The sequence below is a fragment of the Rhodococcus sp. G-MC3 genome, assembly GCF_030063335.1.
In the GTDB taxonomy this organism is placed as follows: Bacteria; Actinomycetota; Actinomycetes; order Mycobacteriales; family Mycobacteriaceae; genus Rhodococcoides.
In genome coordinates this window covers 1-24,798 of the sequence record NZ_JASISW010000018.1, presented here as the reverse complement: position 1 = coordinate 24,798, position 24,798 = coordinate 1, and the positions used below count along the sequence as shown (strand labels likewise).

The window sequence follows — 24,798 nt, the reverse complement described above, 5'->3', positions numbered from 1 at the left end:
GGATGACTGGGAGACGTCGATCGACACCTGCTGCTGCGCCGGTGCTACGTCGGCGACCACAGTTGTCGGAGGACGTCGCCAACCACGTCCGACACATAGTGATGTCCGGCGAGGTGCGCCCGGGAGACTTCATCCGGCTCGACGAGACGGCCGCCGAACTCGGAGTGAGTGTGACGCCGGTGCGCGAGGCATTGCTGACTCTGCGCGGCGAAGGAATGGTCGAGCTCGTCCCGCATCGCGGCTACGTCGTATCGCCGCTGACGCCCGAGGACATCGTCGACATATTCTGGCTGCAGGGTCAGATCGCCGTGGAGCTGGTTCGGCGTGCAGCGCCGAAGATCACCGAATCCGTGATCGCCGAGTTGAAAGGGTTCAACAACTCACTGTCCGTGGCTGTGGAGAAGGGCCAGGCGGAGGAAGTCGAGGTCAGCGAGTTCGAGTTCCATCGAGTACTCAATCGCCTGACCGGGGCGAGCAAGCTCGCCTGGTTCCTGAACAACGCCACTCGATACACCCCGACCCGGTTGTACGCATCCGATCCCGAGTGGGGCAGGGCCGCGGTCCGCAATCACGAAAAACTGATCGAAGCGCTCAAGGTCGGCGACGTGGACGCGGCCTGCGTGTTGATGCGCGCACAGTTCACCGATGGCGCCGAAAGGTTGGTGGCGTACCGCCACATGTGAGTGGAAATACGTCCCCCGCGACGTATTTCCACTCACAAGCGCTCTAAGAGCGTAGCGACGAAGGCGCCTTGAAACGCTCGCCGTACTTCGCCGCAAGCTCGTCCGCACGCTTGACGAAGCCAGCCTGGCCGCCCTCGTAGCCGACAACGTACTGGTGCACGCCGCCGGTCCAGGCCGGGTAACCGATACCGAAGATCGATCCGATGTTCGCATCGGCGGTGGTGTTCAGAACACCCTCGTCGAAGCACTTCTGCGTCTCGATGGCCTCGATGAACAGCATGCGCTCGATGAGATCCTCGAACGGAATGTCCGCCGAGCCCGACTTGAACGCGTCACGCAGTCCCGGCCACAGGCCGGCGCGCTTGCCGTCGGCGTACTCGTAGAAGCCCGCACCCTTGGCCTTCGACGGACGCTCGAACTCGTCGACCATCTTGTCGATGACCTCGCCGGCCGGATCTTCGGGAGGAGTTCCGCCGGCCGCCTTGATAGCGTCGTAGGTCTCCTTGCGGATCTTCTGCATCAGGTTGAGCGTCAGCTCGTCCGAGAGCTGCAGCGGCGCTGCCGGGTAGCCGGCCTGGAGGCCCGCCTGCTCGATGGTCGACGGCTCGACGCCCTCACCGAGCATCGCGATGGCCTCGTTGATGAAGGTGCCGATGACGCGGGAGGTGAAGAATCCGCGGCTGTCGTTGACGACGATCGGGGTTTTCTTGATGATCTGCACCAAGTCGAACGCCTTGGCCAGAGCAGCGTCGGAGGTGTTGTCGCCGCGAATGATCTCCACGAGCGGCATCTTGTCGACGGGCGAGAAGAAGTGGATTCCGATGAAGTCTTCCTGACGCTTCACGCCCTTCGCGAGACTCGTGATCGGCAGGGTCGAGGTGTTCGAGCCGAGGAGCGAGGTCGGGTCGACGAGATCCTCGATCTCCTGGAACACCTTCTGCTTCAGTTCCTCGGACTCGAAGACTGCCTCGATGACGAGGTCGGCACCTTCGACGTCCTTCGGATCGGCAGTCGGGTGGATGCGACCGAGCAGAGCATCGGACTTCTCCTGCGTGGTCTTGCCGCGCGAGAGTGCCTTGGCCTCGATGGCCTCGGAGTACGCCTTGCCCTTCTGGGCAGACTCGATGGCGACATCCTTGAGCACAACCTCGATGCCGGCCTTGGCACACACATACGCGATGCCTGCGCCCATCATTCCGGCTCCGAGAACGGCGACCTTCGTAAAGGTCGTCTTCTCGATGCCGTCCGGGCGCGACTTGCCCGAATTGATCGCCTGCAGGTCGAAGAAGAACGCCTGGATCATGTTCTTCGAGACCTGGCCGGTGACGAGCTCGGTGAAGTACCGCGACTCGATCGTCGACGCGTTGTCGAAGTCCACCTGGGCACCTTCGACTGCCGCGGCGAGGATCGCGCGCGGTGCAGGCATCGGTGCGCCCTTGATCTGCTTGCGCAGGTTCGACGGGAACGCGGGCAGTATTGCTGCGAGCTTCGGGTTCGACGGTGTGCCGCCGGGGATCTTGTAACCCTTGACGTCCCACGGAGCGACGCCGCCGTCAGGATTGGCCTTGATCCAAGCCTTCGCAGCGGGAACGAGTGCGTCGATGCTGTCGACGAGTTCGTGTACGAGACCGATCTCGAGTGCCTTCTCCGGACGGAAACGCGTGCCTTGAGCGAGGACGGTCATGAAGCCGACCTGAATACCGAGCAGACGGGTGATGCGGGTGACGCCACCGCCGCCGGGCAGCAGGCCGAGTGAGACCTCGGGGAGGCCGAGTTGCACTCCGGAGACGTTCGCTGCGATGCGGTGGTGCGTCGCCAGCGTGATCTCGAGTCCGCCGCCGAGGGCAGCACCGTTGATCGCGGAGACGACGGGCTTGCCGAGCTTCTCCAGACGACGCAGCTGCGCCTTCACTGCCTGAACCTCGTCGAATACGCGCTGCGCGTCTTCGGGCTGAGCCGAAATGAGGCTGTTGAGGTCACCGCCCGCGAAGAAGGTCTTTTTCGCGGACGTGATGACGACGCCGGTGATCGAGTCGAGCTCCGCTTCGAGGCGGTCGACCGTCGCGCCCATCGAGTCCTTGTAAAGCTGGTTCATCGTGTTGGCGCCCTGGTTGGGGTCGTCCATCGTGAGGACGACGATGCCGTCTCCGTCGATTTCCCAGGCGATCATGTTCTTGCTGTCAGTGTTTGTCATGTCTTCGCCTCAGACTCGCTCGATGATGGTGGCAACGCCCATACCGCCGCCGATGCACAGGGTGATCAGTGCGTATCGGCCGCCGCGGCGCTCGAGCTCGTCGAGCACCGTTCCGGTGATCATGGCGCCGGTGGCGCCGAGGGGGTGGCCCATCGCGATGGCGCCGCCGTTGACGTTGAGCTTCTCGTTCGGGATCTGCAAATCCTTCTGGAAGCGCAGTACGACGGACGCGAACGCTTCGTTCAGCTCGAACAGATCGATGTCGTCGACGGTCAATCCTGCTGTCGCCAGCACCTTCTTCGCCGCGGGCGTCGGTCCGGTGAGCATGATCGTGGTGTCGGCGCCGGACGTGGCGGTCGCGACGACGCGTGCACGGGGAATCAGGTTGAGGTCCTTGCCCGCCTGCTCGCTGCCGACGAGGACGAGTGCCGCGCCGTCGACGATGCCGGAGCTGTTACCGCCGGTGTGGACGTGATCGATCTTCTCGATCCAGTGGTACTTCTGCAGCGCGACGTCGTCGAACCCGCCCATCGCGGCAATCCCGGTGAACGCCGGGTTGAGCTTGCCGAGCGATTCGACCGTGGAGCCTGGACGCATGTGCTCGTCCTGATCGAGGATCAACAGGCCGTTCTGATCGGTGACCGGTACGACAGACTTGGCGAAGTATCCGCCGGACCACGCCGCAGCGGCGCGCTCCTGCGACTGCACTGCGTACGCATCGACGTCCTCGCGGGTGAATCCCTCGATCGTTGCGATCAGGTCGGCACCGATACCCTGCGGAGCGAAGTAGGTGTCGTAGTTGGTGGCCGGGTCCATCGCCCAGGCTCCGCCGTCGCTGCCCATCGGGACGCGAGACATGGACTCGACGCCGCCAGCGATGACGAGCTCGTCCCAACCGGAGCGAACCTTCTGGGCAGCCAGGTTGACGGCTTCGAGGCCGGAGGCGCAGAAGCGGTTCAACTGGAATCCACCGACGGTGTCGGGCATCTTCGCGGCGAGGACCGCGGTGCGCGCGATGTCGGCGCCTTGATCGCCCACCGGCGACACGACACCGAGGATCAGATCGGATATACGGTCCTCGTCGAGGTCGGGGAACCGGCGACGAAGCTCGTCGATCAGTCCGGTGACCAGCGAGATCGGCTTGACGGAGTGCAGTGAACCATTCTTCCCCTTGCCGCGCGGGGTCCTGATGGCTTCGTAAATGAACGCCTCTGTAGTCACAGCGTGCAGTTCCTTCCAGCTACTTCATTTCGGCGGCGGCACCGCTCACGGGCACCGCAGGACTCGAGGAATACACCTCGGCTGAGTCCACACTAGAACGTGTTGCATCAAAGAGTGAAGGACTCAAACGAGCGTCGTCCGTGACCGGTCTGTTCGTTTGGTACGGATCGTCTTGGGGTAGAACTAGGATCGTCAAGGGGGGTATCGAGCACGCAGGAGATGATGTCCATGGATACCCAGCAGCCGTTCGCGGTCGGGTCGCACGTCAAAGTGCGTTTCAGCTCCAACGCCGAGCTCGCGCGCGAGCAGTGGCCCAAAGAGTCCGGAGTGATCAAAGAAGACTTCGGAGACCAGGTCGGGTCCGTTGATCGGACGTGGGCCGTGTCGCGCCGCTACGCCGTAGCACTGGATGACGGTCGTCTGGTCTTCGCCGACCCTCAGGACATCGAGCAGGCGTAGCTGACCCTTTTCTGAGCGGACTTCGATTCCCCTCCTACTGACCTGAACCGTGGCACAAGGTCCGCAGATGGAGTGCCCGGTTCTTTTTCGCCGTTACTCCTTGAGCGGGGTAGCACCAAGCTGAGTCGTGAGCAACTCCATTGCCACGGTTTCCGGGTCGCGCCTGATCGACGGATCAGCAGGCTCGGTTGCAGCCTTCAACAACTCTTCCTCGTCCTCTGCCGTCTCCGGTGGTGGGGGACCTGCCGGTTCGGGGTCGTCCGGGTAGTCGGGGGCCTCCGGCGGTGGGATGTCGTCGTAACTAGATCCGTCACCCGCCGACCCGAACGCGTCATCGGTGGTGCGAGCAGGCTTGTTGCTCTGACTCGGCCGCGAGAACTTGGCCTGCGGAACTTTGGGGGCTTCGGGGGCGCCCTTCGACACTGCTGCTTCTCCGGCAGGTGCAGCGGCGCCGACAACACAGGTGACCGCCCAATCCACACCGAAGACGTCGCGTAACGCATCGCGGATGACGTCCGCGTTCCGCGGCTCCCCCAGCCTCTTGGCGAGCGGGGCCGAGTCGTGTCCCAGGGTGATCGTGCCTTGCTCGACCGTCCGTACCGATGCGCCGGAGAGCATGACCTCGACGGTGCGGCTGCGTTCACGAACCTTCGTGCGGACCTCGGACCAGACAGCGCGTACCGCAGCGACATCGGGCTCAGTGGACGCTGCGACGGGTACAGGCTCTGGCTCTGGCTCTGGAAATACCATTGGCTCGGGCGCGGAGTCGACCGCAACCTCGGGCTCCGGCTGCATGTCCAATACCGGCTCGGGCGTCGGGGTCGGCTCGGGCGTCGGGGTCGGCTCGGGCTCGGGCTCCGGGGTCGGCTCGGGCTCCGGCGTCGGGTCAGGTTCCGGCGTTGGGTCGGGCTCCGGCGTCGGCTCGGGTTCCGGCAGCGGCTCGGGCGTCGGGCTCGGCTCTGGTTCCGGCGTCGGGACAAGAGCGGGCTCCGGGGTGGGCACTGTCGCGACCGGCTGTTCCGCCACCGATTGCTCCACAGTGGGCGCGGCATCAGGGGTTGCGGCAGGCGCAGGCGCCCCCACCTCCGCACTTCGCCGCGAGGGCCTGACAAATTTCGGCGGGGTGTCATCGACCGGAACCGACGGGGATGCCGGTGAAGCCTCGGGGCGACGCTGCGGCGGAGCCTGGTCGACGGACGCTTGTTCACCCGCGGGAAGCGTCACGTCCAGGCGACGTTCGAGACGTTCGAGGCGTTGCAGCACTGCAGATTCCGCATCTGACGCAGAAGGAAGCAGCATGCGCGCACACATGACCTCGAGGAGCAGGCGCGGCGCTGTCGCGCCGCGCATCTCACCGAGTCCGGCATGGATTATCTCCGCGTAGCGGGCCAGGGTGGCCGACCCGATTCGTTCCGATTCTTCGCGCAATCGTTCGAGGACATCGCCAGGAACGTCTACCAGCCCGCGCTCCCCTGCGTCCGGCACGGCCCTCATGAGGATCAGATCGCGGAGACGCTCGAGTAGGTCGGTGGCGAAGCGCCTGGGATCGTGGCCTGCGTCGACCACTTTGTCTACGGTGCCGAACAACGAACCACCGTCGCCTGCGGCCAACGCATCAACCGCTTCGTCGATAAGCGCTACATCGGTGACGCCGAGCAGCGAGAGCGCACGCGGGTAGGTGACACCCTCCGGCCCTGCGCCGGACAGAAGCTGATCGAGCACACTGAGCGAGTCACGAGGCGATCCACCGCCGGCACGAATCACCAGCGGGTACACCGGATCCTCGACCGAAACCGACTCTTGCGCAGTGATTTTCTCGAGCAGACCGCGCATGGTCGACGGCGGCAACAGGCGGAAAGGATAGTGGTGCGTCCTGGACCGGATGGTCGGCAATACCTTCTCGGGCTCGGTCGTCGCGAAGATGAAGACCAGATGCTCCGGCGGCTCTTCGACGACCTTCAACAGGGCATTGAAGCCTGCGGTCGTGACCATGTGAGCCTCGTCGATGATGAAAATGACGTAGCGCGACTCGGCCGGTGCGTACACGGCTTTGTCACGGAGATCGCGGGCGTCGTCGACGCCACCGTGGCTTGCCGCATCCATCTCGACGACGTCGAGGTTGCCCGGGCCGCCGGGGGCGAGCGCCACACAGGAGTTGCAGACGCCGCACGGCGTGGACGTCGGTCCCTTGGCGCAGTTCAGTGATCGCGCGAGGATGCGCGCCGACGACGTTTTACCGCAGCCACGTGGGCCGGAGAAGAGATATGCGTGGTTGATCCGATTGGAGTTGAGCGCAACACTCAACGGTTCGGTGACATGCTCCTGCCCGACAACCTCAGCGAACGTCGCGGGACGGTATTTTCGGTAGAGAGCCACGCCTGGAAGGGTACCGGCGTGCACCGACACCGGCACCGATGGCCCGTGGCAGATGCTTGCGTCACTTGTTCTTGGCGGCTGCCTTCGCGGCCTTCTTGAACTCCCTGACTTCCAACAGAGACTTACCGTCGACCACGTCGGCGATCGATCGGCGCGAGCCCTCGTCTCCATACGCGCCCGCGGCCTTACGCCAACCGTCTGGGGTCACACCCATCTGCTTACCGAGCAGAGCAAGGAAAATCCGCGCCTTCTGGTCTCCGTAACCGGGAAGAGCTTTGAGCCGCTTCAGCACCTCGGCCCCGTTCGGGTCTTCGCGACGCCAGATCTCGTCGGGCCTACCGTCGTAATTCTCGACGATGAACTCCGCGAGACCTTGAATACGCCCCGCCATCGACCCTGGAAACCGGTGCACAGCAGGCGTAGTGGCGCACACTGCGGCGAACTCGTCCGGGTCGGCCTGTGCGATGGTGTCGACCTTCAGATCACCGAGCCGGTCGACAAGCTTCTTCGGGCCTGCGAAGGCGGATTCCATGGGGACCTGTTGATCGAGCAGCATCCCGATGAGCAACGCGAACGGATCTTCGGCCAGCAGCGCGTCGGCGTCGGCGTCACCGGTCAAGTGCAGTGTGGGAGACATGACCTCGATCATGCCATCCTTGGCGGCACGACCAGCAGCGTCTAGGTAATCGACACCAGTTGCGTGATGTCGTCGAACGGCAACGGCCCGTCGACGACGGCTCCGACGATCGTGTTGTTCAACGTGATCGATCCGCCGTGGTTGTCGAGGAACGCTGTGTCGGCAGCGTCCCTACCGGTTGCAATCCGAACGAGTGTCGACCGAGGCGCGAGGCATGTGGCGTCGACAACTCGCCATTGGCCGTCGACGAATGCTTCGGCCACGGCGTGGAAGTCCATCGGATCGCAGCCGGGTGCGTACACCGCGACGAGCCGCGCGGGCACATTGACTGCGCGCAGCAGAGCGACGACGAGGTGGGTGTAGTCGCGGCACACGCCCGCACCCGCGAGCAGAGTATCGACGGCACCATCGATCGGGTCGCTGCTGCCGGGAACGTAACTCAACCGCGCTCCGACCCAGGATGATACTTCGGCGAGGAGCTTCTCCGAGGCTTCGTACGAACCGAATTCCGTTGCCGCGAAGCCGAAGAACTTGTCCGCTTCTGCGTACCGACTGGGCCGGAGGTAAAGCGAGAGGTCGTAATCGGAGATCGGTGCCGGTTCAGTGTTGCCGTAGATCGTTGCGGAGTAGGACACCTCGAGCTTGCCGACACCCGAGTGCAGTTTGTGAATACGTGTTCCGTGCGCGCCGCTGATCTCTCGAGCCTCGACCGGCTGTCCATTGAGAGTGAAGGACAGCGCCTCCCAGACGTCGGCGCCCGGATGGGGCGCGACGGCGATCTGGAACTCCAGTGTGCTGGCCTCGGTGACATCCACGTCGAGGTAGGCCGAGACGTCGCGTTTCATTGTGGTGATCCTGCCACCAGTGAGCGAGTTGTGCAGATCAAGCTTCTTCGGGCCTGAATTCGCCGGTGACGAGGAAGATAACGCGCTTGGCGACCTCGACGGTGTGGTCGGAGTATCGCTCGTAGAAGCGGCCCAGCAAAGTGATGTCCACGGCGGCAGGCACTCCGTGTGGCCAATCGGGCGATGCCGTCAGAGTGAACAAGCTGCGATGCAGGTCGTCCATCGCGGCGTCTGCCGTCTTCAGCTCGGCTGCGCGCTCGGCGTTTCTGGTCAGAAGAACGTCCCTGGTCGCTTCTGCCTGCCCGACGGCGACGCGTCCCATCTCGGCGAACGTGGACTCGACTTCGGTCGGGAGCACATGCGCTGGGTGGCGCCTTCGCACGAGTTCGGCGATGTGGATGGCCAGGCTTCCCATACGTTGGAGGTCCGCAACGATGTGAATTCCGCTGACCATGATCCGCAGGTCGAGTGCAACAGGCGACTGCAGCGCCAGGACCGAGAATGCTTTGTGTTCCCAGTTCGCGGCAAGGGTGTCGATCCGCTCGCGGCTGCTGATCGTCTCCTCCGCAAGAGCGAGGTCGGCCGTCAGCAGAGCTCGGGTGGCCGATTCCATTGCGGTTTCGGCGAGCTTGCACATTTCGGCCAAATCGGAGCGTGCCGCGTCCAACTGCTCGTTGTAATTTTCACGCACCGCGGTGAGCCGCCTCGTGATACATCGTCAATTTCCCCATGACCGCCATTCATTTCGTGCATTGCATCAGCTTGCGGTGTACCCGAAGTCGATCTTCCTACACTACGACCACGATTGTGCTCGCCACCACAGCGACACCTACTACACCCCACATACAGCGACACCCCACACAACGTGATGTTGGTGCGGGGTGTCGCGTACGGGTGCACTGTCAGCAGTTGGACGGGGCAGGTACTCCGTAGAACCGATCCTTCATCCAGTTCTGAGCTTCACCGAGACCGAGGAGGTCAGGAATTACGTGACCCGCACCGGATCCGGGGATGATGGCCGGGACCTCGGCTGTGCTCAGTTGAACGGTCGCGCCCTTGGCGCACCATTCACCGGCCAGCTGCACAGCCTGACCATGCGGGACGATGTCGTCGGAGGTTCCGGACTGAATCAGCACCGGTGCATCCGGAGTTCGTTCACCAATCTTGTTCTTGGCGAGGATTCGCTGGGCCACGGGTAGACGGTCGAGAACCACCGACATCGGCTCGCCCGTCTTGGTGTATTCGGTGGTGCGATGCAGCCCCACAGTCAGAATTGTTTCTCCGACACACTGATCGGCGACCTGATTAAGCATCGCTTTGCCCGCGTCGTTGATGTTCTCGTCGATGATCTGCTGTAGGTCGGGGTCGGAGTTGAGCAGCCCGTTGAGGGTGTAGCCGATGACGCCGGTGAGGATCGAGCCGTCGACCTGCTCGAGTGTCTGCTTCAGATCGGCTGGAGGAGCGCCGGCGTAGGAGCCGACGAGGTCGAGGTCGGGTGCATAGTCTCCCGCCAGTTCCGCGGCAGCCGCGGCGGCGCCGCCCCCTTGCGAGTATCCGTAGGTTCCGACGGGTCCGTCAGCGGTGATCTTCGTGCCTTGCAGGCGCTGCGCAGCTCGCGCGGCGTCGAGAACCGCATGCGCTTCCGATGCGCGGTTGACGTAGGTGTGCGCTCCGGGGGTGCCGAGGCCTTCGAAGTCGGTGATGACGACGCCGTACCCCTGGGAGAGCAGCGAGTACGCAGCCAGCACTTCGTATTCGACCATCACGCCCAGCGGAGGCGTGTACGTGATCAGGCGGTTGAGCATCCGCGACGGCGCACACTGATCACCCTGGCCCTGCGTACCCGGCGCCACAACGACGAGTGGTCGCGGGCCAGGTCCGGTCCACTCGGCCGCAGGGTCGATGTAGGTCCCGGTGACGGCGTTCGGCTGATCGTTGGAATCGGTGCTGCGGTACATGATTCGCGTCGCGTTGCCCGGCAGTGTTCCACCGATTCCCGGAACCGACAGCGCCAGCGACGACGGTTCGGTGCGAATCACGTCGCCCGGCGTTCCGGCAGGAAGCGGGTTCGGTGGCAGATAAAAGTCTGATTCTCCCGTCGAACCGGTCGACGATCCGGACTGCGGCTGCGCTGACGCCAACTGAGCGAACGACAGCGGCATCACCACCGTTGTAGCCAGCAGAGCGGCGCCGACAGCCGTACCGAACACCCGTGACACTCGCATAAAGTAACCCCCCGTAAGTCCCAGCAGCCCCGCTCACCTACCGAGCAGTAGCAATCGCACAACGGACCATACGTGATGGATGACACAATTCGGAAGCCCGCCAAAGCTCCGCGCGCAGAGCAGTGACCTGTCACAAGCGAAGTGGAATTGCACCAGGGCGAGTTACGCGAAATTCGTGGTGAGGAACAATTCAGCGGCGGCGCCGATGCATTGCAGCCTTCGCCGCGACGATCTCGTCCGTCGTGAAGGCTCGGCCCGGCAAATCGCTCGGCGTACCGGGCCGAGCCCGCAGGCCGTCGATTACGACCGTGAAGTAACGCTTCCAATTGGAGGAGTCCACAGCGCACGAGAATTCGGCGGCCGCCCCGACCATTCCGATGAGAGGAAAGAAGTCGTTGACTTCGACGTCCGGTCGCAACTGCCCCGATTCACGGGCGCGCACGACGATCTTCTCGATGTAGGGGTCGATTCGCTCTCGCATCGTTGCGATGCCGTTGCAGCCCTCGTCGGATCCGAGGACCACCTCGCCGAGGCCCCTGTCGGCCGAGATACCCGCACACATCTGCTCGAGGAACGTTACGAGGCCGTCCCAGGCGTCGTCGAACTCCAGGGCGGCTTTGGCATTGAACAGCACGTCCTCTAGACGTTGCTCGAAGACACCGTCGATAAGCTCTTCCTTGCAGGAAAACCGCCGGTAGACGGTTCCGACACCGACTTTCGCGTGTGCTGCCACGTCGTCGAGCGTGATGTCGATCCCCCGCGACGCAAACAATTCGCGGGCCGCGTCGATGATGCGTCGGCGGTTCCGTTCAGCGTCGGCACGCAAAGGCTTTGTGCGCTCTGTGTCGGCTCTCACACTCATTCGATGTCCGTTTCACCCGCTAAGCGGAGGCAATACCTCCGGTTATCTGCTATCTTAGTCCTATAACCGGAGGATACACCTCCGTATAGCCGACCAACCGCATATCCGACCACACCGCTTTTGCCGACCACACCGAAGATCCGACCAGAGGGAACACCATGACCGCATTGTCACCGGACGACGTTTCGTCGTCAGCACTGGCAACGGAGGAGACCACCGAAGCCAAGTCACATCGGAATCGTTGGCTGATTCTTGCCACGCTGGGCCTCGCCCAGCTCATGGTGGTGCTCGATGCCACCGTCGTGAACATCGCCCTGCCCGCCGCTCAGCTCGACCTGGGCTTCGACAACAGCAACCGCTCGTGGGTCGTCACCGCCTACGCACTCGCATTCGGCAGCCTCCTGCTCCTCGGCGGTCGATTGAGCGACCTCTTCGGACGTCGCAAAACCTTCCTCATCGGACTCGTCGGATTCGCCGTGATGTCCGCGGTCGGCGGCGCTGCAATCAACTTCGGCATGCTGGTCGCTGCACGTGCAGGGCAAGGCGTGTTCGGGGCGCTGCTTGCTCCCGCTGCCCTGTCGCTGTTAGCGACCACGTTCACCGATCCCAAGGAACGCGCCAAGGCATTCGGCATCTTCGGCGCCATTGCAGGCGGCGGCGGCGCTCTCGGCCTCCTACTCGGTGGAGTGCTCACCGAATGGGCCAACTGGCGCTGGAGCCTCTACGTCAACCTGTTCTTTGCAGCCCTCGCATTCGTCGCCGGGTTCATCTTGCTGGCAAAGCACAAGGCGGACGTTCGCCCGCGCTTGGACATCCCCGGAACGTTGACGGTCTCGGCAGCACTGTTCTCCATCGTCTACGGCTTCGCCCACGCAGAATCCGACGGCTGGGGAGACTCCGTCACCATCGCGTTCCTGGCTGCAGGCGTCGTACTTCTGGGAGTCTTCTTCAGCATCCAGCAGCGGGTCGAACACCCACTGCTCCCGTTGCGGATCATTCTCGATCGCACGCGAGCCGGATCGTTCCTCGCGGTCTTCATTTCGGGCGCAGGCATGTTCGCGGTGTTCCTGTTCCTGACGTACTACCTGCAGAACACGTTGGGATTCACGCCGATCAGCACCGGCTTCGCGTTCATGCCGATGATCGGCGCGTTGATCGTCACCGCAACATTGTCGACAGCGGTCGTGCTGCCCCGCTTCGGTCCGCGGGTCCTGATGACCGTCGGTCTTCTGGCGGCAGCCTTGGGAATGGGCTTGCTCACGCAGATCGCCGTCGACAGCTCCTACGCGACTCACATCCTCCCCGGCCTGGTCATCATGGGCCTCGGACTCGGCGCGACCATGGCCCCGGCCATGCAGGGTGCAATCTCGGGCGTGAGCCCAGACGACTCGGGTGTTGCCTCGGCCACCGTCAACACGATGCAGCAGGTCGGCGGTTCGATCGGAACTGCTCTGCTCAGCACCGTCGCAGCGAGCGCGGCGACGTCCTACGTCACCGACAACATGGCTACGGCATCGAGCGCGCTCGCACTGCAGGCCAACGCTGAGATCGCCAGTTACACCACGACCTTCTGGTGGGCGACGGGCATCTTCCTGCTCGGCGCAGTCGTCTCGGCGGTCATCGTCAAGCCGGGCCTGCTGCCTGCCGCTCCGGAAGGCGCGATAGTCGTAGGGCACTAGGCTTCGAATGCAGAAGAGCGCGACTCCATACTTCGGTATGGAGTCGCGCTCTTTCTGTATGTCTGGTGTTGGTTAGCTTAGAAGCTTTTCTGTCGCGGCCAGCAGCACGCAGGTCGCGACGCCGTCCATCGACTTTTCGAGCTCGCTCAGTGACGGGAAGCTCGGAGCGAGGCGGATGTTCTTGTCGTCCGGATCGTTCTTGTACGGGAACGACGAGCCGGCGCCGGTCAGTGCGATTCCGGCGTCCTTCGCCAGGGCGATCGACCGAGCCGCAGTTCCCTCGAGAACATCGAGCGAGATGAAGTATCCGCCCTTCGGTTCGGTCCAGGACGCGACTTTCGACGCACCGAGGCGGTCGTCGAGGATCTGCTGAACTCGCGCGAACTTCGGTGCCAGGATCTCGCGATGCTTGGCCATGTGGGCCCGGACACCGTCGGCGTCGCCGAAGAAGCGAAGGTGACGTAGCTGGTTGAGCTTGTCGGGTCCGATGCTTTTCTTGCCGAGGTGCTGTTGGTACCACTCGATGTTCGCATCCGAGGCTCCGAAGAAGCTCACGCCTGCGCCTGCAAAGGTGATCTTCGATGTCGACGCGAACACGAACGGACGGTTGGCATTGCCCGCCTCGGCGGCCCAGCCCAGGATGTCGTGAGACGGAGCGAATTCCTCGACGATCGGGTGAACGGCGTACGCGTTGTCCCAGAAAACTCGGAAATCGGGCGCGGCCGTCGGCATGGTCGCCAGCGTGCGGACAATCTCCTCCGAGTACACCGCGCCAGTTGGGTTGGCGTAGTTCGGCACTGTCCAGATGCCCTTGATCTGCGGGTCCGACGCAACGAGTGTGGTGATCGCGTTGATATCGGGGCCGTCGGGCAGCATCGGGATCGGGATCATATCGATTCCGAAGCTCTCGGTGATCGCAAAATGGCGGTCGTAGCCGGGAGCGGGGCAAAGAAATCGGATGGTCGGCTCGGCCGACCATGGCCGCGGAGAATCAGGCAGGCCGTGGAACAGTGCCCAGACGATGAGGTCGTGCATGATCTCGAGGCTCGCATTGTTACCAGCGAGCAGGTTCGAGGCCGGGATGTTCAGAAGTTCACCGAAGATCGCACGCAACTCGGGCAGGCCCGCAAGGCCACCGTAGTTACGGCAGTCGGTTCCGCTGCCATCGCGGTAATCTTCCCCGGGGAGCGTCAACAGGCCGGCAGCGAGGTCGAGCTGCTCGGGCGACGGCTTTCCGCGGGTGAGATCGAGCGCGAGGTCTGCCGCCTTCAGCTGCAGGTAATTTGCGGACTGACGCTCGTGCTCGGAGGCGAGCTCCTCATGGTTCATCAACCCCAATTGGGTTTGCGTAGACATGTGGAGCGGCCTCTCGGTGTCGGGCTTCTGTCAGGTCCCTGAAAGTAAAGGGGACCCCGCGCACCCGGCAGAGCCCGTTGACCCTTGCTGCCTTCCGGCCCTGGGGGAGTTCACAGGATGCGCGCCGCGCGGGATCCATTGAAGAGTGTAGCCGTCCCCATCATCGCGACGCATCACGGCCCTTCGAGTAGCCCGATTTGGGAGATGGAGGGGGTTACCCGGTATGATTCCCCACGGAGGATTCGCCTAGTGGCCTATGGCGCTCGCCTGGAACGCGGGTTGGGTTAACGCCCTCAGGGGTTCAAATCCCCTATCCTCCGCCAAGGGAAAGCCCCTGTGACTCGTTCACAGGGGCTTTTTCGTGCGCACAGGGCTTTTTCGTGCGCACAGGTTCAGGTACTCACACCCTCCCCGATCACCGTCACCGCCGGATCCGAGGACCTGACGTACACCGTGTGCAGGCCACTCTCGGTTCCACCTCCAGGTCGCCACCGGCATCGGCATCGGCGAAATAGTTCGGTCGCAAGGTCCAAATTCCAGGTCGATAGTGCGCCGTCGTGCCAGTTCTGCACGAATGTGAACGTAACCACCATGGTGCTGCCGACGAATACCGCCGCTAAGAGGCCACGCGAGGCGAAAGCCTGGGACTGCTTGCCGCATCCATGCAGCGTCTCTACTGATGACGACGCTGTCCGCGACGCACAAGCGGGTCCGCGCCAGTTCGTCGGCCGGGATCAGATCGAGACAGGACCGCGTGGTGCCGTGTGATCGAAAGAGGGACTGTCGCAACGGTCATCAGCAGAGCGCAGGCAAGCAGAGCGGGCAGAAACTCGTTCGACACTCCCTGATTCACCAGTTGCGCAGTCGCACGTACCCCATGAAACGCAAGTCCGACCGCGTTGGCCAACTCGGACGTGATGGACAATAATTTGACAGCCTGGACGACGAACGCCGTAGCCGTGCATCGAGACACTGACAACAGACGGTGCCCGGAGTAGCCTGCGGAAATGGTCAGCCGCGGCAGGGGTTCCGCTTCCAGGGTTAGTGCTTCCAGAGACAACAGCCCTAGAGACAGCGATTCGAGAGACAGCGGTTCGACGTCGTTCGGAACTGCAGCCGAAGTGTACGAGGCCGGCCGTCCAGAGTATCCCGAGGCAGCCGTGCGATGGCTGGTGGCGTCGTCTCTCAGTAAGACTCCCCGCGTAGCCGATGTCGGTGCAGGCACAGGCAAACTCACTCGAGGCTTGGTTGCTGCCGGTTGCGATGTGGTTGCCCTAGATCCAGATTCGGCAATGCTCGGCACTCTGCGCACAGCGGTACCCGGGATCCCGACTTACGTGGGAACAGCCGAGTCGCTCCCTCTCGACGACGGCACTGTCGACGCTGTGGTGCTCGGTCAGGCATGGCATTGGGTGGATCCGGGCGAAGGGTCGACAGAGATCGGGCGTGTGCTGCGCCCAGGTGGCGTTCTCGGCTTGATCTGGAATGTGCGCGACGACTCCGTCCCCTGGGTGAGGCAGCTCAATTCGATTGTTCCCGACGGCGGAACCACCGAGATGTTCACGGCGGGTCCGCCACCGGTTGCAAAGCCGTTCGGAGATCCAGCGCGGAAGGTTTGGCAGTGGAGCTCAAGCGTGACACGCGCCAGCCTTGCTGCATCGGTCCGATCGCGCAGTTACTACATCATCGCGACGCCCGAGGCTCGGGCCGAGGTCGACTCCCGACTGGAAGCGCTGTTCGACGACCTCGGGCTCCGAGGAGAGGAGACGGTCGAACTTCCATACGAGACCAGGGCTTTCAGGTACACGAGACAGTGATCATGCTGCACAGCTACGGGACGAAGAAGGTAGCGACGCCGGGAACGGTTGTTCCGGAAACAGGCAGTGCGACGACCGCAACCTGTCCGGCGCCGGACAGCACGATCGCCTCGGCCGGTGATCCGCCCACACCGTCGGACATCCGGGCTGAGCCCGTCGCTCCGGTCGAAAGATTCAGCCAGCGCACGTCGGACACCGCGTAGCAGCCCGGCCTTGTCGGGTCGCCTCCCGTTATCCTGGCCCCCCCTGGCTGCTCACCGACCACGGCGACGCAACTGACCCGTGGGGAGTCGAAGCTGCCGTTCGGATTCCCGAAAGGTGCCGGGTTGATCTGGAACGGAACAACCACTTCCGCGGATGCAACAGCGGCCGGAGCCAACGCCGCAACGACCACGATGGCCCCGCACACTGCCAGTCGGCGAGCGAGTTTCATTGCGAAGACCTCCGGGGTCGGCTGGCGAGCTTGCTGCCATCCTGCATTGGACGTTCAGGACAGGCAAGGGGGGTTAGGTTCCGATTTCGCATCATCGACTCGTCCAAGAATTCGCCGGAATGTCCGAAATATTCAATCGTTGGGTGCACCGAATGCCGCAGAATCGACCTCATGACAACTCCGGAATCGACCGCAGACCGCTATCGACGACTCGCTGCTGTGCTGACCAAGCGAATCGAGGCAGTGCCGTCGAACACATGGGATCAGCCTTCGACGTGCGAGGGGTGGACTGTCCGCGATGTCGTGAGACATCTGATCGACACCGAGAAGGGCTCGCTCTCCCCCGTCGGACTGTCGATTGCCGACGGTCCTTCCGTCGACGACGATCCCGTCGCCGCCTGGGCACACACCCGCGATGGCATGCAGGACATTCTCGACGATCCGGCCCGTGCGAATCTCGAGTACGACGGGCACTTCGGACGGACGGACCTGGCGTCGTCGATGGGTTCGTTCTACAGCTTGGATCTGATCGTCCATGCGTGGGACATTGCGCATCCGGTGGGAGTCGACGACACCATCGCCGACCAGGATTTGGACTTCGTCGTCGGCTTTATCGAGCAGATGGGTGACAACATTCGGATGGACGGGGTCTGCGGCCCGGCCGTCGAGGTGCCGGAGTCCGCGGATCGCCAGACGAAGGTTTTGGCCCAGCTCGGCCGTCGGATGTGAATTCGCCTCGCTGACAACATGAATGGACCACCGCAACGGCTGGACGGTTGCGATGGTCCATTCATGCCAGGGCCGTCAGCGGGCCGACCAGCCGCCATCCATCGTGTACGAAGCTCCGGTCACCATCCCCGCATCCGACGACGTCAACCATCCCACCAGCGAACCCACTTCCGCCGGTTCGACGAGTCGTTTGATTGCGCTCTCGGTCAGCATGACTTTTTCCAGAACTTCGTCTTCAGGAATGCCGTGCGCCAGCGCCTGATCGGTTATCTGTTTCTCCACCAATGGTGTTCGCACGTATCCGGGGTTCACGCAGTTGCTGGTGACACCGTGCGCCCCACCTTCGAGTGCCGTCACCTTCGACAACCCCTCCAAAGCGTGCTTGGCGGTGACGTATGCGACCTTGTACTCCGAAGCCCGCAGACCGTGCACCGAGGAGACGTTGACGATCCGGCCGAACTTGCGGGTGTACATACCTGGCAACGCGGCCCGAATCAGCAAGAATGGCGCCTCGACCATCAGAGTCTGAATTCGCCTGAATGCGGCCGGGTCGAAATCGACTATCGGAGCGACGGTCTGGATACCCGCATTGTTGACGAGAATATCGATGTCCAGTGTCAGATCGTCCAGCGCAGCAGTGTCGAGCAGGTCCACCGCCCAGACTTCACCGCGAAGGTCCGACGCCAGCTCCTTCGCTGCAACCTCGTCGACGTCAGCGATGGTGACCTTTGCTCCGCGCAAAGCCAATTCGCGGGCGCATGCAGCCCCGATCCCGGACGCCCCACCGGTGACGAGAGCGGAACGTCCGGACAGGTCGGTCACTTCAAGCCCACCTTGGCGAGCTCTGCCTCGGTGGCCAGATTCTTGGCGTCGGCGATGTCGATCGATTCCAGCGCAAGCCCCTTCGTCTCACGTGCTGCGATGACCGCGATCAACGTGACGAGGCACGAGCCCGCGAGATACCAGGCAATCGGTACCGAGGACCCGAACTTGTCGAGCAACGCGACCGCAATGATCGGAGCAAGCGAGCCTGCGACAATCGAGGTGACCTGGTAGCCGAGGGACACACCGGAGTAGCGCATACGCGTCGGGAACATCTCTGCCATGATCGCGGGCTGCGTTGCGTACATGAAGGCGTGGAACACGAGTCCGATGATGATCGCGAGCATGATCACGGCATTGTGGCCGCTGTTGAACATCGGGAAGGCGAAGAATCCCCAACTGCCCGCGGTGACGGCTCCGATGAAGTAGACCGGACGACGGCCGATGCGGTCGGCCAGCTTGCCCACCAACGGGATCGTGCAGAAATGCACTGCGTGTGCGGCGAGCATCCACCACAGGATAGTTTTGGTATCGGTGCCGACCTCGACCTTGAGGTACGTGATCGTGAAGGTGACGACGAGGTAGTACATGACGTTTTCGCCGAAACGAAGACCCATGGCCGTGAAACGCCACGCGGGTAACGCTTGATGACCTCGAAGACGCCGTACGACGCTGCCTTGATGACCTCGGCCTGCTTCTGCGCCTCGACGAAGATCGGGGCATCGGTGACCTTGGTGCGAATGTAGTAACCGACGAAGACGATGACCGCCGATAGCCAGAAGGCAACGCGCCAGCCCCAACTCAGGAATGCATCATCGGAGAGCACGGTGGTCAGGACCAGCAATACGACCGTCGCGAGTAGGTTACCGGCGGGCACGCCGGCTTGCGGCCAGCTCGCCCAGAAGCCGCGGCTCTTGTTCGGACTGTGTTCTGCAACAAGGAGAACCGCGCCGCCCCACTCGCCACCGACCGCGAAGCCCTGAATGAACCTCAGTGCGACGAGCATGGCCGGGGCCCAGTAGCCGACTTGGTTGAAGGTCGGCAGGCAGCCCATGAGGAAGGTCGCGCCACCGACGAGTACGAGGCTGAACTGCAGCAATTTCTTACGGCCGTACTTGTCCCCGTAGTGACCGAAGACGATGCCGCCGAGCGGACGTGCGACGAAGCCGACTGCGTAGGTGACGAACGCGGCCAGAATGGCATCGAGTTCACTGGTGCCTGCGGCGAAGAAGATCTTGGAGAACACCAGGGTCGCGGCAGTTCCGTAGAGGAAGAACTCGTACCACTCGACGATGGTGCCCGCCATCGACGCGGCGACGACCTTTTTGAGGCCGGTCGGGGTCGCGTCCGGGTCTGGCTGTGTGCGTTCGTCCACACTCATGTGCACTCCTCTGTGATTCGGAACGTGCGGGATTCACATTGTGACGGCTCCCACACCTACCTCGTATCGCTGAGTATTGATGCAGATACGGGTGCCCGCAATACCCAAGTACGCAGCCACCATCTGCAAGAATGCAGATGTGCCACACGGTCCTCCCGATCATGGTCGGCTTCCCAGCGCCGACGACCTGTTGATTCTCCTCGCCGTGGGTCGGACCGGTAGGTACAACACCGCCGCCGACGACCTGGGCATCAACCACACCACCATTTCCAGGCGTATCGCCGCACTAGAGGCAAGCCTCGGTGGTCGAGTGCTGGCCAAATCCGGAAATGGATGGGAACTGACTGCCCGCGGCAAGGATGCGTTGGCTGCCGCTGAGAACATCGAAACTGCCGTCCGCTCCCTGATGGGCACCGACGACGAAGCCGAGGGCGTTGTGCGGGTGTCCGCAACCGACGGCTTCAGCGCGTACGTCGTCGCTCCCGCGGTTGCGCAGGTCAGACGCCGCCACCCCGGCATTTCGGTGGAAATCGTCGCGACGACGCGACGCGCGTCGCAGCAGCGATCGGGGATGGACGTCGAGATCGTCGTCGGCGAACCGCAGGTGCATCGTGCGGAAGCATTCAAGCTCAGCGACTATCACCTGGGACTGTATGCCTCGAAAGACTACCTCCGTGACAACGGAGTGCCTGCCTCGATCGAGGACCTTCAAGCCCATCCCCTTGTCTATTTCATCGACTCGATGTTGCAGGTGGACGATCTCGACATCGCACCCGGATTTGCCCCGTCGATGCGTGAATCCGTGACGTCGACCAACGTATTCGTACACGTCGAGGCCACCAGGGCTGCCGCCGGAATCGGGTTGCTCCCCTGCTTCATGGCCGATCGTCACGCCGATTTGGTTCGCCTTCTGCCCAGCGCTGTCTCCATCCGCTTGGACTATTGGTTGGTCTCGCGGGCCGAGACCCTTCGCCGACCCGAGGTTGCCCGAGTGGTCGATGCCATCCGAACCTCGACCACCGAGCAGCACGAGGCACTGCTCGGCAAGCGCTGAGTAGCAGGGCGCCATCAGAACGGCGCTCCCTCGCTCGAAGCTTCTGACAGCGGCTTCTCCGGCCCGCTGCTATCGGCTACCGTCTTCGCCGAACTCGGTGCAACCTGCGCAGCAACATCGGTGGGCGCAACATCGGTGGGCGCAACACAAGCCGACAAATCAGCCGTAACTGCATCGGCTCGCTTTGTGGGTTCGCCCTGTCCTCCCGGCTCGTCGGCGCACGTTGCCCGACGCCTTCGTGGAATATGCGGAAGCAACCCGTCACCGGAAAAGTCGGTGGTCCCGACGGTGCTGCCCGGCAGGGTGATCGCCGTTGTCCCCGAACTGGACACCCAGTAGTCGACCGCGCCAGCCAGCATGGTCGGTATCCACACGCCCATAGTTTTCAACATGTGGTGGTAGCGGCACAGGCAGTGAAGGTTGCTGGAGATCGTCCAGCCTCCGCGCATCGGATCGTTGTGGAGGTACGGCACGACGTGATCGAGTTCGCAGTTCGCCGCCGGTACATCGCATCCTGGGTGGCGGCACGTTCGATCTCGGAGCCGCACACAGTCTGCGAGTTTCGCGCTCGGCCTGTACCCAAGAGCGCCGTCGGGTGGTTCGACGAATCCGCCATGACCGTCGGCGTACAGGGCTGCCGCCAGCGCGGGATTAGCGGTGATCGCAGCTTCGAGCGCAGCGATCAATGTGTACGACCCATGATATTCAGAGGTCGGTCTACCGCCTGGACGCACGGCCAGCTTCGCTACGGGTGGTGTCGGCAACGTAGAACCCCGCCGACGCCTGCCTCGTCCAAGCGGATTGAACGTCAGGTGCCCACCATTTCGACTACCCGGCGCAGCCGCAGCCGCAGCCGATGTTGCCGTGTTGTCCGGAGAATCAGTTCCCGAACCTGCCGACTCCGCATTCTCTTCACCGCCAACCACACCGAGCTTCTCCGCGAGGTTCACTGCTTCGGTCAGGACAAGCTGCCAATCACCGTTCGCGACAAGTTCACGCGCATAGTCGGCATCGATCAGACCATGCCCGGCCAGAAATGCCGGCAGATCCGCGAGCCCTGCCAAGGATGCCAAGTCGATCGTCACGTTGGTCAAGGGTGCACGGCGATCAGGTAGCTCCCTGTTCGCCGTGCATGGGTGGTCATCGTCGACTTCGCAGGTGCATCGAACATACGATTCGCGGTGCATGATCGCCGTGTACGCCGCAGCGAGCCGTTGTCCGCGAGTCCTCGGATCCCTCGAACACAGCGTCGCTGCCATCTCATTGATCAGCTGCCAGCATGCTGCGGCATCGCCCGCTTCCAGATCTGCCTCGATCGTCGCGATCATGTCTTTGTCGCGGTATCGAACTCGGGTCAGTGACTCTAAATCCTTACGAATCTCGGCCGACTCGTCCGGTGCTTCACGCTGCAAGATTCCAGCAATTTCGGTAGCTAGCGGACCAGGCGAGAGGCGCCGAGCCGCTTCGAGTACCTCTGACTCCACGCGTTCCGCAGCGCCCAACGAGTACGAACCCGTCGTTCGGCAGATAGCCCGGACGCGAGCCAGATCCAGCTCGCCCGCGTCGAATGCCGCTCGCACAGCGGGTAACCGGAGACGCAGGTCCATACCGACTTCGGCGAACGTATCGGCGACCGTCTTCGAACACCCCAGAATTTTCGCTATTTCCGACGCCGCATAGTTGCCTGCATCCATGATGTGATCACCAACCTGAACGTTCTGATGAATGCACGAATCCCAGATAGCCGCTGCCACTGTAACTTTACGTGCGCTGGCTTGATTTTCGAGAACCGAGACGTCGGATAGTTCGCACAGCAGCGACCGATCGATCACAGGCTTCTTCTGCGGACCTGCATACACCGCGAATGCGCTTCTTCGACTCGTCGCCATAGATTGTCGCCCCCAAGGCATCTCTAGAACGTTTGTTCGAGAGTACGTCACAAGTTCTGACGCGTCAAGTGAAATATGTTGCAGTGCACCGATAGATCGAAAATAGCGTGTACGCCACACACCACCGACAGGGTCTCGGTACAGATACCCGAGAGTCCGCAGAGCGCGTAAGACAAGGTTTCCGCGCTCAATCGGTTCGACTAGTGGATGACCATCCACGGTGGCTGGTGCGAACTGCCTCCGAAGCAGCTCTCCAAAGGCACAAATGTTGAGCCCCTGGTCAAAATAGAGGGCTTCGAGAACACCATCAAATGGACGTTGCTCAAGTTCGACGAACCCAAGCCGATCGAGATGTCCGGCAGCGGCGAGGGCGGAACCAAGAGCTCGCTGGGCATCTGCGTCGACCAAGAAGGCGACGGCTCGGAACTGACTCGCGACGCGCATTTTGGGCGGCGGCGTGAGTGCAGAGGCGTGACCTTCTGGGCGTCGGACCAGCGGTGGCCCAAGCCCTCGGTAGCGACGCCAAGAAGCCTGTCGCGAGTCTGGCCGCGCTGCGCTGAGCACGGTCGATTACTGGCCGCGGCGTTGATAACCAAAACTAATGCGCGCGCTTCCATATGACTATCGCTACCAACACACTGATCGTAACCAGGATGGCAACGATACCGACTTTCCACATCAGATCCATCAAGAGATGATGTACCACTTCGTTACCGTCGGACTCGACGAGATTCATTTCTGCTCCCCCTCGTCGTTCAGGCGCCGCGCGGCCGAAGTGAGGGCGCGGGTTTTCCACGAGCCTCGTCCGTTGGGTGGCGATCGTCGGGCGTACAGATCGGCCACACGCGTGACTGTCGGTCCGATTTGATTGCGCGCACTTTCCCATTTCCCTCTTCGTTTGAGGTGCAGCGCAACTGCAAACAGCGAAATAGCGATGACTGCAACGACCGCTGCGATAATCGCGAACCGGACGAGCAGCAACATGAAGACGGTTGCCATAGTGAAGCTCCTTTAGTAGCAGAGTTATGCTACAACGCAATGTAGCACGGCTCTGCTATAAAGGCGTATGCCCAGAGTTGTAGATCCCGCCGCGAGACGACAACGGATATTCGAGGCCGTCTTTGACGTCGTTCTCGAATTTGGAATAGAACAGGCGACACTGCGTGCCGTGGCCGACGCCGCCGATTTGGCTATCGGATCGGTGCGACATTACTTCTCGACTCATGATGATCTGATGCGCGGCGCGGCCGACGAAGTGATTGCGCGGATCACCAAGCGGCTTCAGGCTCATCGAGACCGTCTAGACGACGCAGGAGACCGACTCGAGATCGCCACGGAAATGCTGTGCGAACTACTTCCTCTGCATGCGAACACCTTTCGAGAGGTTGCTGTGTGGTTGGAGATCGTAACCGCGGGTAGGACCAATCCCGTGCTTCGTGAGTCAGCGGACCGGCTTTTCTCGGGTTCGCGGGCGTTGGCCGAGCTCGTTATTGCTTCTTTGCAAGTGCGTCCGCCGGACGTTGCGGCGCTCGAGGCCGAAAGGTTAGCGGCGCTGATCGACGGTCTGGCTTTGCGAGGAACGCTCCACCCGTCGGGCATTCCAGCCAGCACGGCCAAGGAGATCGTGCGCCGCCACTTACGACAATTAAGACAATCCCCGCATGCGAATTGAACGATCATGTGTTTGGGGCATGACCGAGTGGCGCCGGTGGGTGCCGGATTCGGTCGGTTGGTCAGGCGATCAGGGTGGTGGCTCTGGCTTAGGACCAATACCGTTCAGTTAGTGTTGAATGATTGTGCATTCGGGTGGTGTGGTGGGTTGTGGATGGTGTTGGTGGTGGGCTCGTTTGGCTGCCCACTTGAAGATTTTGCGTTTCACGACGCGTGGGTTGGCCCGTAGACGACGCGCAGGGTTGAATCGGCGTCGCAGTTTTTGGACGGCGTGGTCCCACAATCGGGTGAGCGCTCTATGGTTGTGAGGGGGAAAAAGAGCTGTGCGAGAGCGATCTTCGCGCTATCCGCAGTGCCGCGACGAATGAGGCGCGGTCGGGGTCCTGTCCGCCTGCTCGCGCGGCGTCGACCATCAATGTTCGAATAGCGTAGTGGCAGCACAGGTGGCCCCAGATTTCTTGGAGT

At 62.6% G+C, this 24,798-nt stretch carries 21 protein-coding genes, 1 tRNA gene, 1 other RNA gene and 2 pseudogenes; 9 read left to right on the top strand and 16 right to left on the bottom strand.

The features are described 5' to 3' along the window. The first annotated feature begins 2 nt into the window (after positions 1–2). Positions 3–683: a GntR family transcriptional regulator gene (locus tag QMK17_RS18760; protein ID WP_283510808.1), complete on the top strand. Its 681-nt coding sequence runs from the start codon at positions 3–5 to the stop codon at positions 681–683. 43 nt (positions 684–726) lie between these two features. On the opposite strand, the gene QMK17_RS18755 is transcribed toward QMK17_RS18760, so the two are convergent. Beyond that, the gene (locus QMK17_RS18755) at positions 727–2,877 is read right to left on the bottom strand and encodes a 3-hydroxyacyl-CoA dehydrogenase NAD-binding domain-containing protein (protein WP_283510807.1); all 2,151 of its coding nucleotides are present in this window, start codon (positions 2,875–2,877) and stop codon (positions 727–729) included. Positions 2,878–2,886: 9 nt separating this feature from the next. Continuing rightward, entirely contained in the window at positions 2,887–4,098 is a 1,212-nt protein-coding gene (locus QMK17_RS18750) for an acetyl-CoA C-acetyltransferase (RefSeq protein WP_283510806.1), read from the bottom strand. Between the two features lie 228 nt (positions 4,099–4,326). Between QMK17_RS18750 and QMK17_RS18745 the strand changes: the two genes are divergently transcribed. Continuing rightward, the gene (locus tag QMK17_RS18745; protein WP_283510805.1) at positions 4,327–4,557 is read left to right on the top strand and encodes a hypothetical protein; all 231 of its coding nucleotides are present in this window, start codon (positions 4,327–4,329) and stop codon (positions 4,555–4,557) included. 93 nt (positions 4,558–4,650) lie between these two features. Here the strand turns inward: QMK17_RS18745 and QMK17_RS18740 are convergent, their stop codons facing one another. The 6 genes from QMK17_RS18740 to QMK17_RS18715 all read right to left on the bottom strand — a co-directional run bounded on the left by QMK17_RS18740 (position 4,651) and on the right by QMK17_RS18715 (position 11,502). Further along, positions 4,651–6,933, bottom strand: a complete 2,283-nt coding sequence (locus tag QMK17_RS18740; protein ID WP_283510804.1) for a DNA polymerase III subunit gamma and tau — start codon at positions 6,931–6,933, stop codon at positions 4,651–4,653. Positions 6,934–6,994: 61 nt separating this feature from the next. Then, positions 6,995–7,570 (bottom strand): HhH-GPD-type base excision DNA repair protein, encoded by a 576-nt coding sequence (locus QMK17_RS18735; protein WP_283510803.1) that lies wholly within the window; start codon positions 7,568–7,570, stop codon positions 6,995–6,997. 41 nt (positions 7,571–7,611) lie between these two features. Then, positions 7,612–8,415: a transglutaminase-like domain-containing protein gene (locus QMK17_RS18730; RefSeq protein ID WP_283510802.1), complete on the bottom strand. Its 804-nt coding sequence runs from the start codon at positions 8,413–8,415 to the stop codon at positions 7,612–7,614. 37 nt (positions 8,416–8,452) lie between these two features. Next, positions 8,453–9,106, bottom strand: coding sequence for a phosphate signaling complex protein PhoU (gene phoU / locus QMK17_RS18725; protein WP_283510801.1), 654 nt, complete (start codon positions 9,104–9,106; stop codon positions 8,453–8,455). 211 nt (positions 9,107–9,317) lie between these two features. Beyond that, positions 9,318–10,640, bottom strand: a complete 1,323-nt coding sequence (locus QMK17_RS18720) for a lipase family protein (RefSeq protein WP_283510800.1) — start codon at positions 10,638–10,640, stop codon at positions 9,318–9,320. A 190-nt stretch (positions 10,641–10,830) separates the two neighbouring features. Then, positions 10,831–11,502 (bottom strand): TetR/AcrR family transcriptional regulator, encoded by a 672-nt coding sequence (locus QMK17_RS18715; RefSeq protein ID WP_283510799.1) that lies wholly within the window; start codon positions 11,500–11,502, stop codon positions 10,831–10,833. 158 nt (positions 11,503–11,660) lie between these two features. On the opposite strand from QMK17_RS18715, the gene QMK17_RS18710 reads away from it, so the two are divergent. Continuing rightward, on the top strand, positions 11,661–13,181 hold the full coding sequence (locus QMK17_RS18710; protein WP_283510798.1) for a DHA2 family efflux MFS transporter permease subunit: 1,521 nt from the start codon (positions 11,661–11,663) through the stop codon (positions 13,179–13,181). 72 nt (positions 13,182–13,253) lie between these two features. Here the strand turns inward: QMK17_RS18710 and QMK17_RS18705 are convergent, their stop codons facing one another. Both QMK17_RS18705 and ffs read right to left on the bottom strand, forming a co-directional pair. Next, a complete protein-coding gene (locus tag QMK17_RS18705) occupies positions 13,254–14,537 on the bottom strand; it encodes an aminotransferase class I/II-fold pyridoxal phosphate-dependent enzyme (protein ID WP_283510797.1) in 1,284 nt (427 codons plus the stop codon). 45 nt (positions 14,538–14,582) lie between these two features. Next, positions 14,583–14,677, bottom strand: an RNA gene (gene ffs / locus QMK17_RS18700) — signal recognition particle sRNA small type. A gap of 95 nt (positions 14,678–14,772) precedes the next feature. On the opposite strand from ffs, the gene QMK17_RS18695 reads away from it, so the two are divergent. Together QMK17_RS18695 and QMK17_RS18690 are read left to right on the top strand one after the other, a co-directional pair. Then, positions 14,773–14,860 (top strand) — tRNA-Ser (locus tag QMK17_RS18695). An 849-nt stretch (positions 14,861–15,709) separates the two neighbouring features. Continuing rightward, positions 15,710–16,354 carry a class I SAM-dependent methyltransferase gene (locus QMK17_RS18690; RefSeq protein ID WP_283510796.1) on the top strand — a complete coding sequence of 215 codons (645 nt, stop codon included), beginning with the start codon at positions 15,710–15,712 and terminating at the stop codon, positions 16,352–16,354. A 13-nt stretch (positions 16,355–16,367) separates the two neighbouring features. On the opposite strand, the gene QMK17_RS18685 is transcribed toward QMK17_RS18690, so the two are convergent. After that, on the bottom strand, positions 16,368–16,787 hold the full coding sequence (locus tag QMK17_RS18685) for a hypothetical protein (RefSeq protein ID WP_283510795.1): 420 nt from the start codon (positions 16,785–16,787) through the stop codon (positions 16,368–16,370). A 171-nt stretch (positions 16,788–16,958) separates the two neighbouring features. On the opposite strand from QMK17_RS18685, the gene QMK17_RS18680 reads away from it, so the two are divergent. Then, on the top strand, positions 16,959–17,516 hold the full coding sequence (locus QMK17_RS18680; RefSeq protein WP_283510794.1) for a TIGR03086 family metal-binding protein: 558 nt from the start codon (positions 16,959–16,961) through the stop codon (positions 17,514–17,516). Positions 17,517–17,591: 75 nt separating this feature from the next. Here QMK17_RS18680 and QMK17_RS18675 read toward each other — a convergent pair whose 3' ends face one another. Together QMK17_RS18675 and QMK17_RS18670 are read right to left on the bottom strand one after the other, a co-directional pair. Then, a complete protein-coding gene (locus QMK17_RS18675; RefSeq protein ID WP_283510793.1) occupies positions 17,592–18,338 on the bottom strand; it encodes a 3-hydroxybutyrate dehydrogenase in 747 nt (248 codons plus the stop codon). Next, positions 18,335–19,719 (bottom strand): annotated as a pseudogene (locus QMK17_RS18670) (MFS transporter). The gene QMK17_RS18675 and the pseudogene QMK17_RS18670 overlap by 4 nt, the downstream one beginning before the upstream one ends. Before the next feature lie 79 nt (positions 19,720–19,798). On the opposite strand from QMK17_RS18670, the gene QMK17_RS18665 reads away from it, so the two are divergent. Further along, positions 19,799–20,773, top strand: coding sequence for a LysR family transcriptional regulator (locus QMK17_RS18665; RefSeq protein WP_283510792.1), 975 nt, complete (start codon positions 19,799–19,801; stop codon positions 20,771–20,773). 14 nt (positions 20,774–20,787) lie between these two features. Here QMK17_RS18665 and QMK17_RS18660 read toward each other — a convergent pair whose 3' ends face one another. Then, complete coding sequence (locus tag QMK17_RS18660; protein WP_283510791.1) at positions 20,788–22,662, bottom strand: HNH endonuclease signature motif containing protein; 1,875 nt, start codon at positions 22,660–22,662, stop codon at positions 20,788–20,790. 207 nt (positions 22,663–22,869) lie between these two features. Here QMK17_RS18660 and QMK17_RS18655 point away from each other — a divergent pair, with 207 nt between their 5' ends. Further along, positions 22,870–23,283 (top strand): hypothetical protein, encoded by a 414-nt coding sequence (locus tag QMK17_RS18655; RefSeq protein ID WP_283510789.1) that lies wholly within the window; start codon positions 22,870–22,872, stop codon positions 23,281–23,283. 111 nt (positions 23,284–23,394) lie between these two features. On the opposite strand, the gene QMK17_RS18650 is transcribed toward QMK17_RS18655, so the two are convergent. Then, positions 23,395–23,661, bottom strand: coding sequence for a hypothetical protein (locus QMK17_RS18650; RefSeq protein WP_283510788.1), 267 nt, complete (start codon positions 23,659–23,661; stop codon positions 23,395–23,397). A gap of 169 nt (positions 23,662–23,830) precedes the next feature. Here QMK17_RS18650 and QMK17_RS18645 point away from each other — a divergent pair, with 169 nt between their 5' ends. Next, entirely contained in the window at positions 23,831–24,334 is a 504-nt protein-coding gene (locus QMK17_RS18645) for a TetR/AcrR family transcriptional regulator (protein WP_336620169.1), read from the top strand. Positions 24,335–24,629: 295 nt separating this feature from the next. Here QMK17_RS18645 and QMK17_RS18640 read toward each other — a convergent pair. After that, positions 24,630–24,798, bottom strand: a pseudogene (locus tag QMK17_RS18640) (IS4 family transposase); the annotation flags it as partial.